The organism is Aliiroseovarius sp. M344 (genome assembly GCF_025140835.1).
Classification (GTDB): Bacteria; Pseudomonadota; Alphaproteobacteria; order Rhodobacterales; family Rhodobacteraceae; genus Aliiroseovarius.
This window is the reverse complement of sequence record NZ_CP081153.1, coordinates 327609-344310: the sequence shown is the minus strand read 5'-3', so window position 1 is coordinate 344310 and position 16702 is coordinate 327609. Positions and strand designations below refer to the sequence as shown.

Genomic DNA, 16702 nt, shown 5'->3' with positions numbered 1-16702 from the left:
TGTCGGACGGCGAGAGCCGTCCGACAACATGCTTCAAATGTCGATGCTCTCCGCAATACCGAGGGCATCTTCCAGTTCAACACCAAGGTAACGCACTGTGCTGTCGATTTTGGTATGGCCAAGCAAAAGCAGCAAAGCGCGGAAATAGCCCGCTGGTTCAAGCCGGGCACGAATGGCCCAGACCTGTTTCGAAAGCAGAGGTTGTTTCTGGCCGATGATCCGCCCTTTGTTCCGGGCTTTACGCTTTGGGGTGACTGCAGGACGTTGAACTCTTGGCATAACATGCCCTCCAATCCTCCCTCCAAACCCATTCGTCAGAACGGCGCTGACGCCTAAATATAGAATCAGAACGAACGGCTAAGGGCTGATGATACCTTGGCTTAGTTTTATTGCGGCAGCATTGCGCTTTTGGCATGCGCTATTGTTGCTTGTGCCGTCTCCCAAGTTTGGCGTACCGGGGCGGCGTCGTTTCGCAGTAAATCTCTCGGCGATCTATGCGCTCTTGCAGCCAGCCAAGTCTAACATCTTTTGGATGACCGGTTATCCAGTTCATTGTTGAATCAACTTGTTGACAGTTGCGGCATATAACATGCTGCGTGCGCTCGCAGCGAGAAAACAGAATTCCCACTCCGGGCTCGAAGCTGACTTTGCAGCACGTTCCAATCAAAGATGATGTTTTGTTATCTTCCTGAGGCCTCGCTATTTCACCTACCTCATCGGATCCATCAACGCCTTCTGCGCCCGGCAATCCGTTCGCACATCGCGCGCGCAAACTCTCGGCTCTAGGTCCTTGGTCAGGCACAACCGCGCCTCCTGAATACGGTCGCTTCGGCAAGTGATGGTCAGCATATCAGCATGCCAGTTTGGGTTGGCTTGCAAGAACGCCTCTTCTACCACCGACGCAGGCAGACGAACGGGTTTCGTAAGTTTGCGCAGCACTTCGGGGCGGTTCACGCGCTCAAAAGCCTCGCGCGCCAAAGCAAAATAGTCCTTTGCCTCAAGCCCGGCACATACGCCGTGTTTCTTCCACTGATACCACGCAGCGCCACCTGCTCCGAAGATGTCCGCTTGCGCATTTGTCAGGCCACGCGACGGTGCGCGCGCAGATGTGCGGCAATAGCTTGGCCAACCGCGTTCGTATTGCGGCCACAACCCATGCACGACCCAGCCAAGGTCACGCTCCGCATCACATTGCTCTGACCCACGCCGATCGCCCTCAACGGCGCACCAATTGGGCGACCAGCTGAGTGACAGAACATAATAGTCGAAATCGCCCGCCTGTTCGCCATCTGCCCAGCCAATGAGCGCCGATGCGAGCCATAGAATGCCGCCAAAAAGGGTCTGCCGCATTTTGTCTTTCCTCTTTTACGCTTCCCCCTTATATAGGCCCCAAGTTCCCCGACAACGGAAACCGGCCTGAGACAGTCCAAGCGACCCAGGCAGCCCAGCCAGGGCACGGGAAAGATGTATCCGGGGTCATATCTTAAGGAGTGTTCAGATGAGCAAACTGATCATGGCAAAAGCCACTGCCGTTTGGCTGGTGGACAACACAACACTGAGCTTCAAACAGATCGCAGATTTCTGCGGCCTGCACGAGCTTGAGGTTCAGGGCATTGCCGATGGCGATGTCGCGACTGGTGTTAAAGGGTTTGATCCCGTTGCCAACAACCAGTTGGACGCGGCCGAGATCGAAAAGGCCGAAAAAGACCCGCTGCACAAGCTGAAGCAGAAATTCTATGCGGCCGCCACCGGCGAAGAAAAACGCCGCGGTCCACGCTATACCCCGCTGTCCAAACGTCAGGACCGTCCGAACTCGATCCTGTGGCTGGTGAAGTTCCATCCCGAGTTGGCGGACGCCCAGATCTCGAAACTGGTTGGCACGACCAAGCCAACCATCCAGTCGATCCGCGAGCGCACCCACTGGAACATTGGGAATATGGAGCCGATTGATCCGGTTGCATTGGGCCTGTGTAAACAAAGCGAACTGGACCTTGCCGTTCAGAAGGCGGCCGCCAAGAAAGCCAAAGAAGGCGGCGTGATGTCGGATGACGAGCGTCGTAAGTTGGTGTCGACCGAGCAAAGCCTTGCCATGGACACAGAGCCGAAAATGCCAAGTGCCATTGAGGGTCTTGAAACTTTCACTCTGTCGGGCGCACCGGACGACGATAAAGAGGAAGCTGTTCCAGACGCGGAAAGCTTCTTCAATCTGCCGGACAATGACGAAGACGACGAGGATGACGGCAAATAGGATTGATCCAAACCCGATCCAGCAAAGCCCCGGCCCAGCGCCGGGGCTTTTTTGATTGGCACGATGGTTTTCTGTCCGGTCGTTAAGACCCTGTTCACCCTGTTCCGCAATGCTGTGTCACATAGGACATAGGACTCGGAGAACCGGGGATGAAAATCGAAGATATTCTTGCGCAAGAGCGGCGTGCCAGAATGGCCGCCGAACGCCTTTTGGCACAGAAGCAAGCAGAGTTGACCAGCGCGAATCGCGTGTTGTCGCAGCATGCCCTGACCTTGTCGGACGAAATTCTTGAGACGCGCGTAGCGGTCGAGGAAATCAAGGGCGAAAATTTCCAAGTGCGCGCCGACCTGCAAAAGGCCAACGAAGAAATCGTTATTGCCAAACGCCGCCTTTGGGACTCGCTGGAAACCATCGAAGATGGCTTTGCGGTCTTTGATCAAGCGGACAAAATGATCGCAGCCAACAGCGCCTATCTTGAACCTTTTGACGGGCTAAGCTGTGTGGCACCCGGCATCCCCTATACCGACATCCTGCACATCGCGACCGATGAAGGTATCGTCGATATTGGCGACATGCGCCCGCTTGCTTGGCGTGACATGATGCTGGACCGCTGGCGCGCACCGTCATGTGAACCGGTCGTGCTGCGGTTATGGGACGGCACCCATATCAAACTGGTCGACCGTCGATCACGTGATGGCGATATGGTCAGCCTAGGGCTGAACATTACTGAGACCGTCAAGTATCAGGCTGAACTGAGCGAAGCGCGACAGCGGGCGGAAGCTGCGAATCGCGCGAAATCCACATTCCTTGCCAACATGAGCCACGAGATACGCACACCCATGAATGGTGTCGTCTCGATGGCAGAAATCATGGCTGAGGGCGATCTGGATGACGAGCAGCGCCTTTATGTGAACACGATCCGGCAATCTGGCGAGGCGCTTCTCACCATTATCAACGATGTCCTCGATTACTCGAAAATCGAAGCGGCAAAATTGACTCTACAACCCGAACCTTTCGACCTTGAGCGGGTGATCTTGGATGTCGTGACGTTGTTGCAGCCTGCTGCGCAAGATAAAGGCATTCAGTTGATTCTGGATTTCGATTTGTTCATGCCGTCAAAATTCATTGGCGATGTCGTGCGAATTCGCCAAATTCTAACCAACCTGATCGGTAACGCGGTCAAGTTCACGTCTGAAGGGCACGTGTTGGTGCGAGCCATTGGGTTGCCATTGGGCGAGAGCGATGAGCAAAAGGTTCACATCACCGTAGAAGATAGCGGCATCGGTATTCCAGAGGACATGCAGAGTCACATCTTCGGGGAATTCAATCAGGTCGATTCTGACCGCAATCGCAAATTCGAAGGCACCGGACTTGGGCTCGCCATCTCCAGCCAGTTGGTAGAGTTGATGGGTGGAGAGATCTGGGTCGACAGCCAAGAGGGTGCCGGGTCATGTTTCGGCTTCCATATCACGCTTCCAGTAGAGCAAACCGTCAAGTTGCCAAAGTTACCCAATATCCCTGGCACTGTAGTATTGGCCATGGAAGATCGTCTAAACCGCGCCATTCTGGAAAAGCGGCTGGAAGCGACGGGGTTGCAAACAGAACTTTTTGATCCGCAAGAACCTGATAAGAAGTTGGTACGCAATGCGTACATGATACTTGTGGACGAACAATGCAGCGCCAAGGCACGCAGTCAGGATGGCTGCAACCTTATCGAAAGTTTGAGAAAACAAAACCAAACTGCGCCGATCTATTTTCTGGCGGCCCCGCGATCGACCGCCGCCAAACATAGCCAGGACGCAGCAGACGCGACGCGGGTTTTACAGATGCCGCTGATCCGCAGCACGGTGTTCGAGATCATCGACCAAATCGACAAGCCACCTGCACGCCTTCCGATTGACAAGCAGGATGCCCAACCGGAGGTGCCCCTTGTTATGCCTAAAACTGGCAAATCCGGGGTTCGAAAAATGCGGATCCTTGCCGCCGAGGACAACAAGACCAACCAACTCGTCTTTACCAAACTTCTGAAAGAGTTGGAGATGGAATTACGTTTTGCGAACAATGGTATCGAGGCGGTCGAAGCCTTTCTGGATTTCCAGCCCGACATTATCTTTATGGATATCTCTATGCCCGAGATGGACGGAAAAGAAGCCACGCACCGCATCCGCACACTTGAGCGCGATCAAGGTATGGATCCGACGCGCATCGTTGCCTTAACAGCCCACGCATTGACCGGCGATGATCGCGAAATTCTGGCGCACGGGCTTGATCAACATCTTACGAAACCGCTGAAAAAACCCGAAATCTTGCATGAAATATTAACGCATTGCCCGGATGAAGCACGTTGCCCCTTGCCCGGAAGCTGCCCCTAGGCCTCGTCTCGCAAGAATACCCAACCGTCACCATCACCCATGTCTGGTCGGTATCTATAGCCACCAAGGTCGAAACTTTTCAGCGTCTCAGGATCGCGAACTCGGTTCTGTACGATAAAGCGCGCCATCGCACCGCGGGCCTTCTTCGCAAAGAAACTGACCACTTTTGGTTGGCCCGACTTCATGTCCAGAAACTGTGGCGTGATTACGCGCAAATCGAGCGTATCCTTATCCACCGCTGAAAAATACTCTACAGACGCGCAGTTGACGAGGACATTGCTGGATGTCGCTTTGGCACGCTGGTTCAACTCGCTCGAGATATGATCGGCCCAGAACTCATACAGGTTCTTGCCCCCTTGGTTCTTCAAACGTGTGCCCATCTCTAGCCGATGTGGCGCGATCTGATCCAAGGGCCGCAGCAGCCCATAGAGCCCAGACAGGATGGAAAGATGATCCTGAGCATAACGCAACTCGTCATCTTCCAGACTTCCCGCGTCCAACCCGGCATAGGTGTCGCCTGCAAACATGTCTATTGCTGGCTTTTCGCCCGTTCCGGTACCAAACCGGGCGAACCGTTCGACATTCAACGCGCCCAAAGCAGGCGAGATGTGCATGAGCCGCTCCAGATCCTTGCTCGATAAATCCCGAGCAACAGCCGCAAGTTGGCACGCCTGATCCTGAAAAACTGGCTGCGACCCCCTGGGTGTTTTCGCAGGCTTTTCGTCCAGCCGTTTGGCCGGTGAAACAACAACCAACATGTCAGCTTCCTTCTGTCAGGGCGTCAATGAATGCGGCGCCGAACCGGTCCGCCTTTTGTTCGTTCATGCCTGATATGCGGCCCAAATCGCCAATCGTCATTGGCTTTCGTTCAGCAATCTGGCGCAATGTAGCAGCGTTTACGGTCAAGTACTTTCCGGTGCCATCTTCCCCGCGCGCCAAATCTGTTGCGATGGTGTGCAAATGATCAAACACGCCGCCTGTTGCCCGCCCCGCTAATTTTCGCCGCTGTGGGTGCAGGTCCGGGGCGTCACCTGCGATAACCTCAAGAAACGCACGGCCATAGCTTTCCAGTTTCTTGGCGCCAACGCCGCCGATCGCTGCCATTTGGTCCAGATCAAAGGGCCGCTTCTCGGCCATCTCGATCAATGTCTTGTCGTTGAACACCACATAGGCCGGGACGCGCGCCGCTTCTGCCAGAGCGCGGCGTTTGGCCTTGAGAGCCGACAGCAAGGGCGCATCCTCATCCGACACCATCATCTTGGCGGCTGGCCTGCGGGAAGTGCTTTTTAACGTATCACGGCGCAATTCAACCGGCGCATCTCCACGCAGGACCGGATGCGCTTTTTCGGTGATCCGCAACGCTCCGTGGCGTTCTGGATCAGGCCGCACCAGATCAAGGCCAAGCATCTGTCGAAAAATCGCCTGCCACATGCGTTTGTCGTGATCCTTGCCAACACCAAATGTCGGCAGCGCGTCATGGCCTCGATCACGAATGCGGTCGGTCAGCGTGCCGCGTAAAACGTCGATCAGGTGGCCGGACCCGAAATACTCGCCAGTTCGTAAAATGGCAGACAACGCTTTCATGACATCTACAGTACCATCGAACAGATCGGGTGGCGTAGCGCACAGATCACAATTGCCACAGGTCGGCGTGTCCTCCCCAAAATAGGCCAATAGCTGCTGCCGGCGACAGCCATGTGCTTCGGCCAACCCCAGCAACGCATTCAATCGACCGTGATCCGCGACGCGACGCTCAGCCGGCGCCAGCCCCTCGTCTATCTGGGATCTTCTCAACCGGATGTCGTCCGCACCAAACAAGGTCAGCGTATCGGCAGGTGCACCGTCGCGCCCGGCCCGACCAATTTCCTGATAGTAAGACTCGATCGACTTGGGTAGGTCGGAATGCGCAACCCAGCGGATATCGGGTTTGTCGACCCCCATGCCAAATGCCACCGTAGCCACAACGATCAAACCGTCTTCCTGTTGGAACTGACGCTCGACCTCGCGGCGGTCATCGGCTTCCATTCCGCCGTGGTAAGACACCGCTGGATGACCCGCGTCACGCAGAGCCTTGGCAAGTGTTTCCGTGCGAGCACGGGTGGCGGAATAGACGATGCCCGATTGCCCTTTGCGCGCTGCCGCAAAATTCAGGATTTGAGTGCGCGGACTGTCTTTGGCTGCAAAGGCCAGATGAATGTTTGGCCGGTCGAACCCATGCAAAAAGCTGCGCGGCGCGGCTCCGTCAAACAGTTTTTGTATAATCTCGGCGCGGGTTTCTTCATCTGCCGTGGCAGTGAACGCCGCCAAAGGCACGTCCAGTGCGCGACGCAATTCGCCGATCCGCAGATAGTCCGGGCGGAAATCGTGCCCCCATTGGCTGACGCAATGCGCCTCGTCCACGGCGATCATGGTCACGCCCACGTTGCGCAACAGGTTCAGCGTGCCGCCCGACGCCAATCGTTCTGGCGCCATATAAAGAAGCTTCAGTTCGCCCCGGGACAGTGCGTCAAAAACCGCATCCGTTTCCTCTTGCGTATTGCCCGAGGTCAACGCGCCCGCCGCCACACCCGCGGCTTGTAGTCCCCGCACCTGATCACGCATCAAAGCAATAAGAGGCGATATCACAACTGTGACACCGTCTCGGATCAAGGCTGGAAGTTGAAAGCAAAGTGACTTGCCGCCGCCCGTCGGCATGATTGCCAATGTGTTTTCGCCACAGGACACGGCGTCGACTATTTCGGCCTGTCCGGGGCGAAATTCATCGAAACCGAAAACGGTTTTCAAAAGGTCCAGATCGCGGGGCATGTGTGCTGCTCGTTATTTTGAGAGCACAATCCCACGCGTAACCGCAAGGGACAAGGGATTTAGTAAAAGGACTGCGCGTTGTTGATCAGGATGATCCGGATTGCGTAAAGCACGATCAGGGCAACGAGCGGTGCAAGGTCAAGCCCGCCCATTTGTGGCAGGAAACCTCGGATCCGGGAATAGACCGGTTCTAGCAGTCGGTTCAGCCCATACCAGATTTGCGCCACAACATGTTGCCGCAGGTTCAGCACCTGAAAGTTAATCAGCCAGGACATCACGATATGCGCGATCAGGATAAACCAGGCGATATCCACTATGAGCATCAGGATTTGAAACAAGGACTGCATGTTGGCTCCTACTGGGTTGTCAATTCCATCTAGGGAAGGTTGCACCTTAGGGCAAGGGTGACGCGTGGTTCCAGTTGACGTTTCCAAAGACCAAGGGCAGGTCGACCACAACCTGAAGGAGCCGCCATGTACCCGTTCATACGTATGTTCAAAGAGCTGATCATTAACGTGCGGGCCAAGCCCTTGCCGATGACCGGCACCCATATCAGCCATCACATGTGTTGGCCGTGGGACATCGACCTGTGGCGCGAGTTGAACAACGGGCGCACCCTGACGCTTTACGACTTGGGACGCATTCCTTTGGCCGGACGAACCGGACTAAGCCGGATGTTGATCAAAAACCGTTGGGGTTTGACCATGGCGGGCGCATCAGTGCGCTATCGCAAACGGGTCCGCACTTTTGTTCGGATCGAAATGCGCAGCCGAGTGGCGGGTTGGGACGACCGGTTTATCTATGTCGAGCAAAGCATGTGGCTGGGCGGCGAATGTGCAAACCAGATCGTTTATCGTTCTGCGGTGACGGATCGCAACGGTATCGTTCCAACCACGCGCGTGGCCGACGCCCTGGGCTTCGACGGTCCGCGACCTGAGTTGCCGCCATGGATCCAGGCCTGGATCGATGCGGATGCTCTGCGTCCTTGGCCGCCCGAGGCATGACAGCCCTTGCCCACGCCTAGGTTTCGCTGTTTGATCTACGCAAACAGGGAGCAGGCATGGCAGACATTTCTACGCGAAAGCGCATCTGGGGCTGGTATTGGTTCGACTGGGCCAGCCAGCCCTATCACACCCTGATTTTGACCTTCATTTTCGGCCCCTTCTTTGCAGCCGTCGCGACCGAATTTTTCATGGGTCAGGGACTTGCCGAGCAAGCGGCCGACGCGAAGGCGCAAAGTATCTGGTCATGGGGTCTGGCGGCCGCAGGTTTGATCGTCGGGTTTGGCGCGCCCATCATGGGGGCCTTGGCTGATACAGCCGGGCGGGTGCGCCCTTGGGTCGCTTTTTTCGGGCTGCTTTATGTGATCGGGGCTGGGTCCTTGTGGTGGACGCAACCCGATGGGTCGAACATGTGGGCCATGATCTTGATGTTTGCCATTGGCTTCATCGGGGCAGAATTCGCATTGGTTTTTACCAACTCGCAACTGCCCAGCCTCGCCGATCAGGCCGAGGTCGGAGAGATTTCCGGTTCGGGATTTGCCTTCGGCTATATCGGCGGATTGGTCGCGCTGGCGATCATGCTGACTTTATTTGTTGAACAACCTAACGGCAAAACGTTGATTGGGATAGCGCCCGGCCTTGGTCTTCTGGATGCCGACGCGCGTGAAGGCACGCGGATTGTCGGGCCATTTGTGGCGCTTTGGTTTGTTGTTTTCATGATCCCCTATGCCTTGTGGGTCAAAGACACCCCCAAGCAGGCTTCAAAACACAGCCTTTCTGGTGCCTTTGCAATTCTGGGCCGAACACTGCGGGGACTTAAGCACAAGAAAAGCCTTGCGGCCTATCTGGGAAGCTCAATGTTTTACCGTGATGCGTTGAATGGCCTCTATGGCTTCGGCGGGGTCTATGCGAGCCTTGTTCTGAACTGGTCCATTGTGCTGATTGGTGTTTTCGGAATTATCTCGGGCCTCGCGGCAGCCGGTTTCAGTTGGCTGGGTGGCCGTGTCGATAAGAAGCGTGGCCCAAAACCGGTTATCATCGGGTCTGTTCTTGTCTTGATGGCAGTCTGCTTCCTGATCGTGAACATGACGCGCGAGTCCGTGTTTGGCATCGGGTTGCCAGAAGGATCGAACATTCCCGATATCATCTTTTTCGGCTGCGGTATGCTGATCGGCGGGATGGGCGGCACGTTGCAATCAGCCAGTCGGTCAATGATGGTGCGCCATGTCGACCCCAAAGCCCCAACCGAAAGCTTCGGGCTTTACGGCTTGTCAGGGCGAGCAACAGCCTTCATGGCCCCCGCCTTGATTGCGTGGTTTACGACAATGACGGGCAGCGCCCGGCTCGGCGTGTCTCCGCTGATCGGATTGTTTGCAATAGGGCTTTTCCTTCTGTTTTGGGTTAAACCAGAAGGCGAGCAGTGAGAGGTCATAGGTTCATGGGTATGAAAATCATTAGAAAGTCGTTCGCGTTCAGCGCATTGCTTTTTGCGACTGTATTGACCGCGCCTGATAAGGCAGGTGCCGAAACGGCCGCCAAGCAGCTGTTCGGCGCAGCGCGCGCCGGCTCAACGCAAAAATCTGCGCCTTTCGGATCGTATTCAAAGGGGTGCCTTGCGGGTGCTGAGCAATTGCCGCAGTCCGGCCCTACTTGGCAAGCCATGCGCCTGTCACGAAACCGAAACTGGGGCCATCCTGAACTGATAGATTTCGTCAAGAAACTCTCGCGCAAAGCTGCAAAGCAACCCGGCTGGAACGGGCTCTATGTTGGTGATATGAGCCAACCCCGCGGCGGACCGATGCTGACTGGCCACCGATCGCACCAGATCGGGTTGGATGCCGATATCTGGATGTTACCCGCCAAACGTTTGAACCTGTCGGCGAACGCCCGTGAAAGCATCTCGTCCATTTCAATGCGACGCGCCAAGGGCGCATTCGTCAATAAGTCTTGGACACGCGCACATCATGAAATTTTGAAAGCCGCTGCAAAAGACAAGCGTGTCGCGCGGATTTTTGTCTTCCCCGGCGCGAAAGTTCAAATGTGTAAGGACGAGAAAGGTAACCGAAGCTGGCTCAGGAAGATCCGGCCATGGTGGGGGCACCATTATCATTTCCACGTCCGCTTGACTTGCCCAAAGGGTATGCGCGGTTGTGTCGATCAGGCTCCGCCGCCGCCGGGCGATGGCTGCCAAGATGCGGTTAACTGGGTCAATGATATCCTCCATCCCAAGCCGCCGCCGCCCAATCCGCCAAAGCCCAGCAAACCGCGTGGACCTCTGACGCTATCCGATTTGCCAAAACAATGCCGTTCCGTCTTGTCATCGCGCTAGGAGCGCTGATTACGCTGGTTGGCTTCTTAGCCGTTGATCTTGGGGCGCAGACGGTGTCCGATGCGAAGCTTGTATCGGCAACACGTTGGTATGGCGGCGAGGACCCGGCGTTTGGTGGGTTTTCCGGTATCGAGGTCAGCGAAGATGGGTCTTCTTTCGTCGCAATAACTGATCGAGGCGATATCACACGCGGTAAATTTCTACGTGAAAATGGCAAGATCACGAAAGTTGCCCACGGTGCGCTCATCAAACTTACAACCCCGCGTGGTGTTAACGTGCGTGGGATCTGGTCTGACAGTGAAGGTCTGGCGATTGCCGAAGATGGCACGATGTTTGTCAGTTTTGAAGTTGGACATCGAATTGTTAAGTATCCATCCGGACAGGCAAGAGTACGAAACTTACCGAAAAACCCAGCTACCAAGAGAATGGAGCCTAACGCCGCGCAAGAGGCACTTGCCGTCCTGACGGATGGCTCCGTCTTGATGATCCCCGAAGGCAGCGCGAACCAAAAGACACCGCATCCGGCGTATCGTTTACGCGCGGGTGCACAGTCTTGGGAGAAAGCCTTTTTGATCCCGCGCTATCGCCCTTATGTGCCTGTGGGCGCAGACCTCGGTCCGGATGGCCGCCTGTATCTGCTGGAACGACACCTGAGCGGCATCTTTGGTTTTACCAATCGCGTGCGGCGGTTCGACATTGCGCCAGAGGGCCTGGTCAACGAAACCGTTTTACTTCAAACTGAAGCTGGCCAGCATGACAATTTGGAAGGGCTTGCCGTGTGGCGTGATGAAAACGGGCTGATCCGTTTGACCATGGTATCGGACGATAATTTCAAATTCTTCCAAGTCACCGAGATCGTGGAATACGTAGTGCCGGAAGGGGCGGGTGCCCAAATAGACCCCTTGATCAACGGGCAATGAGCGGTTAAACGCGGCGCGTTCCTGACATTCAGGGACCAAGTCTCCGCAACCTTGCTAAAACGGATCAAAAACATGAACCGCATACTTCCTGGCGTCATTGCCATGGCCGCCATCGTGGTGGCGTCAAATATTCTGGTGCAACACCTGTTCGGTCAATGGTTGACCTGGGGTGCGTTCACCTATCCGCTCGCTTTTCTTGTGACCGACGTGATGAACCGCGTCTACGGCGTTAATGCTGCGCGCAAAGTGGTCTTTGCCGGTTTCGTCACAGGTGTTATCTGCAGCTTCATCGGCACGCAAATCATGGGCGAATTCGGCCCGCTTGTTACCCTGCGCATCGCGATGGGTTCTGGCCTTGCTTTCCTAACCGCCCAACTTCTGGACGTCGCGGTCTTTGATCGTCTGCGCGGCGGGAAATGGTGGCGCGCACCTGTCACCAGCACCATCATTGGCAGTTCGGTTGACACTGTCATCTTTTTCACGATCGCATTCTCGGCGAGCCTGACATTTTTGGAACCGGCCAACGATGTCAGCTGGGCAGGAGAGGTTCTGCCCCTGCTGGGTCAAGGCCCGGATGCCCCTCTTTGGGTATCGCTTGCGATGGCCGACTGGATGGTGAAACTGGCTCTTGCACTTATCGCACTGGTCCCATTTCGCCTCATCGTTACGAAACTTTCACCAAATCCTGCGTGAAAAGTTTTGACAAACGCAAAATCTGTGGCAACCTCCTAGATATAGCAACAGCGAGAAAGGAGGTGTCCATGTCAAGAGATACAACGGAGCGAGGTGCCGGGACAATCTAGGTCGCGACTTTCTGGGGCAGCCCCCGGTGAGGAATGCGGACCTCTTTGATCCCTATTTTACGGCGGTCTAACCGGTCCCACCTCCTTAATTCTCGAGAGGGTCGTCCCAAAGCGGGCGGCCCTTTTCTTTTGTCGTTTCCGGGATTTCCGAATTGGATCCAATTCGCTAGGGTGCGCCCATGATCCGAGTAACTGACGATATCACCCTGCAAGATTGGGAGCTGAGCGAAAGTTTCACCCGCAGTTCTGGACCTGGTGGACAGAACGTCAACAAAGTGGCGACGGCCGTCGAGTTGAGGTTTGAGGCCGCACGCTCCCCCAATCTGACCCAAGCGGTGAAAGCGCGGCTGAAACGTATCGCGGGACGCAAATGGACACTGGATGGAGCTATCGTAATCCGCGCCGAGGACACACGCAGTCAGGCGCGCAATCGAGAAATTGCACAAAACCGACTTGCTGAGATGATCCGCAGAGCACTGGTCGCACCGAAACGGCGCATCGCAACCAAGCCCACATTGGGCTCAAAGAAGCGCCGTTTGGATGCCAAAACTCGCCGTGGCCAAGTCAAAGCCCTGCGCGGACCTATTAACGAAGATTAACCTGACCGGAGCCACAAGATGTCGGACAACGCCACCATACTGAAACGTCGTGAACGACTTCTTGGGCCGAATATGACGACCTTCTATGCCGACCCTGTTCATATTGTGCGCGGGGAAGGCGCGTGGTTGTGGGACGTGGACGGCAAAAAGTTTTTGGATTGCTATAACAACGTGCCTCATGTCGGCCATGCCCATCCGAAAGTCGTCGAGGCGATCACCCAACAGGCAGCCACGCTAAACACTCATACACGCTATCTGCACGAGGGCATTCTGGACTATGCCGAGCGTCTGACCAGCACAATGGACCACGATCTGGACGCCATGATCATGGTCTGCACCGGGTCCGAAGCCAATGATATTGCGCTCCGTATGGGTCGTGCGGTGACCGGAAAGACGGGGATCATCTGCACCGACAATACCTATCACGGCAACACGGATCTGGTATCGCATCTGTCTGCCAAGAAAACGCCCATCGGTGGCCCGGTGGATTGGATCAAGAAAGTGCCGTCGCCCGACACGCTAGCGCCGCTTGGCGGAAGCTTAAAAGCCCAGTCGCAGGCATTTGCAGACGAAATTCAGAAGGCGATTGATACGTTGGAGGCCGAAGGCCACGGGTTTGGCACGTTGATCCTTTGTCCGTTCTTCGCCAACGAAGGCTTTCCCGACCTGCCCCAAGGGTTTCTTGATCCGACGGTCGATGTTGTGCGCAAAGCAGGCGGCGTCATTATCGCAGACGAGGTTCAACCGGGCTTTGGTCGCACGGGGCGGCATTTCTGGGGACACCAAAGGATCGGACTGGCGCCGGACATCGTGACGATGGGCAAGCCGATGGGCAACGGGCATCCCGTCGCCGCGGTCGTCACCCGACCCGAAATCATGACCGAGTTCCGCACCCGCTTCGGTTATTTCAACACGTTTGGGGGCAACCCCGTTTCCGCCGCCGCGGCGATGGCGGTTCTGGATGTGTTGGAGGATGAGCAGCTGATGGACAACGCGCGCGACACCGGTGACTACGCGCTGGGGCTGCTGAAACAACTGGATCACCCGATGATTGCTGACGTGCGTGGCGCGGGCATGTTCATGGGGCTGGAGTTCGCCCTTGATGGCGACACAAAAGCCGCCGCAGATTTCTGCAAGCTGCTGGTGGAAGACATGCGCCAGCGCGGTGTGTTGCTCCATTCTGTTGGACGTTATTATCACGGCATCAAAATCCGCCCGCCCATGTGTTTTGATCGCGGGCAAGCCGAGCTTCTGGCGGAAACACTGGACGGTGCGTTGAAGGCCCTGCCCGCATGACTGCGTTGAAAAAGGCGCTGGAGGTGTGGGGCGCGCAAGACATCCGCATGATCAAGAACCGCGAAAACATCGTTCACGAAGTGCGCGTGGGCGGACGTCCTGCCGCCCTTCGCCTGCACCGCCCCGGCTATCAAAGCAAAGCCGCGATCCAGTCGGAACTGGACTGGATGGCTGGGCTGGCCGCCGCCGGAATGCGCGTCCCCGCCCCCATCCCTACGCGAGCCGGGGACACGGTTGCCGATCTGGGTGCGGGTCAAATCGCGACCGTGGTCACGTGGGTCGACGGCGCGCCCATCGGCGAAGGCGGCGTGCCTTTGCCGGGCAGCAAGGCTGAGCAGGCGGCCCTGTATCGGAAGGTCGGCGGAGAGATTGCGACACTGCATAATCTGACCGACGCCATGACCCTGCCGGTTGATTTCGCGCGCCACCGCTGGGACATTCCGGGGCTTCTTGGCGAGGCACCTTTCTGGGGCAAGTTCTGGGAATGCCCCGCGCTGACGGAAGATGAACGCGCCTTGATCCAACGCGCCCGTGCCGTTGCGCACGATAGGGCAACCGCTTTCATGGACAACGGCGCAGATTTCGGGCTGATCCACGCGGATGTGTTGCGTGAGAACGTGTTTGTTCACGATGGCACCCTGACTCTGATCGACTTTGACGACGCGGGCTTTGGCTTTCGACTATATGACCTTGCGGTGATGATGACCCAGAACGAGGGCGAACCGGCCTATGAGGCGATCAAAGCGGCGGCGTTGGCGGGATATCGTGAACACCGGGCGCTGAGCCAAGAGGCGGAAGACCTGCTGCCCATGTTCCTGATGATGCGCCGCTTTGCGTCGATGGGCTGGGCGGTTCCTCGATACAATCCAACCGGGCCGGAGGTTGCTGGGTACGCCCAGAAGGCTGTCGCAGCGGCGCGGGGGTTTCTTGGGGGATGAGGGGCTGCGAGGTGGGCGGAAATGTTTAAGGCTTTTTACGCGGGACAGGTCGGGGTTTTAAAGGTTTTAACGGCATTTTGGGGTGGGTTTTAAAGGGTTTAAAGAGGGGATTCAGCTATCTTCCCTAGCATCAAAAATCGAGAGTTTTTCGATTTTCTTCTTCCTGCCGTCGTCCAATGCTACCTCGATAAAGAAATCACCAGGTGATTTAGCGCGGACAGGTATTTTCGGCAAAGCAAATAGGAACGGGTCTCCTTCCAACCCATCGACATCAAGTACTTTGCTTTCCATCGGGTAACCCACATGGCGAAAAAATAATGTGAGAATCTTTGTGTCAGACGGCAGCGAATCTCCCCTGAGCAAGCAGGAAAACGAGTCGTCTACTGGAAATTCAAAGGCCCCTAAGCCTCCAGAGTATCCACCAACTATGATGAACTTCCCACTATCTTCGCGGCGAAAGTCGTCGCAGATGGTTGCCGAGATTCTAGCCGACATTCTGGATTTCTTTCGTGGGAGTTCTCATGAGACTTACGGTCTTAGGATTTTTTGTTCCGTCGCCAGAAAACCCACCTCCTCTAAGAGGAGTTGAAACAAACTTGTGATCGGAGCCTTGACGATGGTTACAGCCATGCTTGTACTCTTTTTCACAGGCGTCGAACTCTGGCACTACTCCCAAAGCCCAGCAGAGTTCGGAAATGGTACGCAACGTTAGATTCGCTTTGCCATCCAGTGCGCGAGTGACAACGCTTCGGTCAACTTCTAGCAAACGCGCAATGTCTGACCGACTAATCTTTTTCGACTTAGCCGCATTAACGACTTCTCGCGCTAGAACCCCATGCACACGTGTCATGAACTCAGCAGAGGCCTTGTCTTTTGGCGATATTGAAAATTCAAAAGACATCTTTTCTTTTCCTCTTTAAGAACTTTGGATCATCTAAGTCCAAAGCATTTCTACGTTGGATCGCTTGCTCGCGATGCCCTGCATAAAGCTTGTGCAAAAGAAGCTTTTCTTTTGTCTCTACGCTCGACACTACAAAGCAACCTTTTCGAACAAACCAACCGAAGAAACGTAAATCCGCCGTTCGCAACTCCCATATCCCGTGATCAACATCGTCTGGACGCATCGGCTTTGGATACATATCGTCAGCAAACATATCTCTCCCAACAACGAAGTCACGCAAGAGTACAAATGCCTGTTGATTAGGGCTCACAGCGCCATCGTTGAACCCATCTGCCTTCAAACCGGGTAGAACATTTCTCATCCATTCCGCAGCTGCTGGCAGTAGATAGATGGCCCTAAGAGGCATCTCTCCACGGTCCAATAGCCCGCTTACCTTTTCAAGCTTTTTGTCTATACAGAGCTTTTCTATTGTTGCCATATAAGTCAACAC

18 protein-coding genes are annotated in these 16702 nt (G+C 55.7%); 10 read left to right on the top strand and 8 right to left on the bottom strand.

Going from position 1 to position 16702, the window contains the following annotated elements:
- Nucleotides 1–33: 33 nt before the first annotated feature.
- A complete protein-coding gene (locus tag K3556_RS01555) occupies nucleotides 34–279 on the bottom strand; it encodes an integrase (protein ID WP_260517980.1) in 246 nt (81 codons plus the stop codon).
- Nucleotides 280–708: 429 nt separating this feature from the next.
- A complete protein-coding gene (locus tag K3556_RS01550) occupies nucleotides 709–1350 on the bottom strand; it encodes a ribonuclease T2 (protein ID WP_260517979.1) in 642 nt (213 codons plus the stop codon).
- A gap of 148 nt (nucleotides 1351–1498) precedes the next feature.
- Between K3556_RS01550 and K3556_RS01545 the strand changes: the two genes are divergently transcribed.
- Together K3556_RS01545 and K3556_RS01540 are read left to right on the top strand one after the other, a co-directional pair.
- Nucleotides 1499–2248, top strand: a complete 750-nt coding sequence (locus tag K3556_RS01545; protein WP_260517978.1) for a DUF1013 domain-containing protein — start codon at nucleotides 1499–1501, stop codon at nucleotides 2246–2248.
- A 149-nt stretch (nucleotides 2249–2397) separates the two neighbouring features.
- Nucleotides 2398–4620, top strand: a complete 2223-nt coding sequence (locus K3556_RS01540; protein ID WP_260517977.1) for an ATP-binding protein — start codon at nucleotides 2398–2400, stop codon at nucleotides 4618–4620.
- Here the strand turns inward: K3556_RS01540 and yaaA are convergent.
- The 3 genes from yaaA to K3556_RS01525 are packed head-to-tail and all read right to left on the bottom strand — an operon-like array spanning nucleotide 4617 to nucleotide 7772.
- A complete protein-coding gene (gene yaaA / locus K3556_RS01535; protein ID WP_260517976.1) occupies nucleotides 4617–5378 on the bottom strand; it encodes a peroxide stress protein YaaA in 762 nt (253 codons plus the stop codon). The two genes, K3556_RS01540 and yaaA, sit on opposite strands and share 4 nt — an antisense overlap.
- A 1-nt stretch (nucleotide 5379) precedes the next feature.
- A complete protein-coding gene (recQ, locus tag K3556_RS01530) occupies nucleotides 5380–7425 on the bottom strand; it encodes a DNA helicase RecQ (protein WP_260517975.1) in 2046 nt (681 codons plus the stop codon).
- 59 nt (nucleotides 7426–7484) lie between these two features.
- Entirely contained in the window at nucleotides 7485–7772 is a 288-nt protein-coding gene (locus tag K3556_RS01525) for a YggT family protein (protein WP_260517974.1), read from the bottom strand.
- 126 nt (nucleotides 7773–7898) lie between these two features.
- On the opposite strand from K3556_RS01525, the gene K3556_RS01520 reads away from it, so the two are divergent.
- The 8 genes from K3556_RS01520 (at nucleotide 7899) to K3556_RS01485 (ending at nucleotide 15311) form a co-directional block, all read left to right on the top strand.
- Nucleotides 7899–8429 (top strand): thioesterase family protein, encoded by a 531-nt coding sequence (locus K3556_RS01520; RefSeq protein ID WP_260517973.1) that lies wholly within the window; start codon nucleotides 7899–7901, stop codon nucleotides 8427–8429.
- A 56-nt stretch (nucleotides 8430–8485) separates the two neighbouring features.
- Nucleotides 8486–9850, top strand: coding sequence for an MFS transporter (locus K3556_RS01515; RefSeq protein ID WP_260517972.1), 1365 nt, complete (start codon nucleotides 8486–8488; stop codon nucleotides 9848–9850).
- A gap of 20 nt (nucleotides 9851–9870) precedes the next feature.
- Complete coding sequence (mepA, locus tag K3556_RS01510) at nucleotides 9871–10755, top strand: penicillin-insensitive murein endopeptidase (RefSeq protein WP_260517971.1); 885 nt, start codon at nucleotides 9871–9873, stop codon at nucleotides 10753–10755.
- Nucleotides 10728–11675: an esterase-like activity of phytase family protein gene (locus tag K3556_RS01505; RefSeq protein ID WP_260517970.1), complete on the top strand. Its 948-nt coding sequence runs from the start codon at nucleotides 10728–10730 to the stop codon at nucleotides 11673–11675. Before mepA ends, K3556_RS01505 begins: the two co-directional genes overlap by 28 nt.
- 72 nt (nucleotides 11676–11747) lie before the next feature.
- Entirely contained in the window at nucleotides 11748–12368 is a 621-nt protein-coding gene (locus K3556_RS01500; RefSeq protein ID WP_260517969.1) for a queuosine precursor transporter, read from the top strand.
- 289 nt (nucleotides 12369–12657) lie between these two features.
- Nucleotides 12658–13077, top strand: coding sequence for an alternative ribosome rescue aminoacyl-tRNA hydrolase ArfB (gene arfB, locus K3556_RS01495; protein WP_260517968.1), 420 nt, complete (start codon nucleotides 12658–12660; stop codon nucleotides 13075–13077).
- 18 nt (nucleotides 13078–13095) lie between these two features.
- Nucleotides 13096–14373: an aspartate aminotransferase family protein gene (locus K3556_RS01490; protein WP_260517967.1), complete on the top strand. Its 1278-nt coding sequence runs from the start codon at nucleotides 13096–13098 to the stop codon at nucleotides 14371–14373.
- Entirely contained in the window at nucleotides 14370–15311 is a 942-nt protein-coding gene (locus K3556_RS01485; protein ID WP_260517966.1) for a phosphotransferase enzyme family protein, read from the top strand. The genes K3556_RS01490 and K3556_RS01485 overlap by 4 nt, the downstream gene beginning before the upstream one ends.
- Nucleotides 15312–15422: 111 nt before the next feature.
- On the opposite strand, the gene K3556_RS01480 is transcribed toward K3556_RS01485, so the two are convergent.
- Genes K3556_RS01480 through K3556_RS01470 form a run of 3 tightly spaced genes read right to left on the bottom strand, consistent with a single transcriptional unit; the run spans nucleotide 15423 to nucleotide 16699 of the window.
- Nucleotides 15423–15806, bottom strand: coding sequence for a hypothetical protein (locus tag K3556_RS01480; protein WP_260517965.1), 384 nt, complete (start codon nucleotides 15804–15806; stop codon nucleotides 15423–15425).
- Complete coding sequence (locus K3556_RS01475) at nucleotides 15796–16212, bottom strand: helix-turn-helix transcriptional regulator (RefSeq protein ID WP_260517964.1); 417 nt, start codon at nucleotides 16210–16212, stop codon at nucleotides 15796–15798. Before K3556_RS01475 ends, K3556_RS01480 begins: the two co-directional genes overlap by 11 nt.
- Entirely contained in the window at nucleotides 16202–16699 is a 498-nt protein-coding gene (locus K3556_RS01470) for a hypothetical protein (RefSeq protein WP_260517963.1), read from the bottom strand. The genes K3556_RS01475 and K3556_RS01470 overlap by 11 nt, the downstream gene beginning before the upstream one ends.
- Nucleotides 16700–16702: the final 3 nt, after the last annotated feature.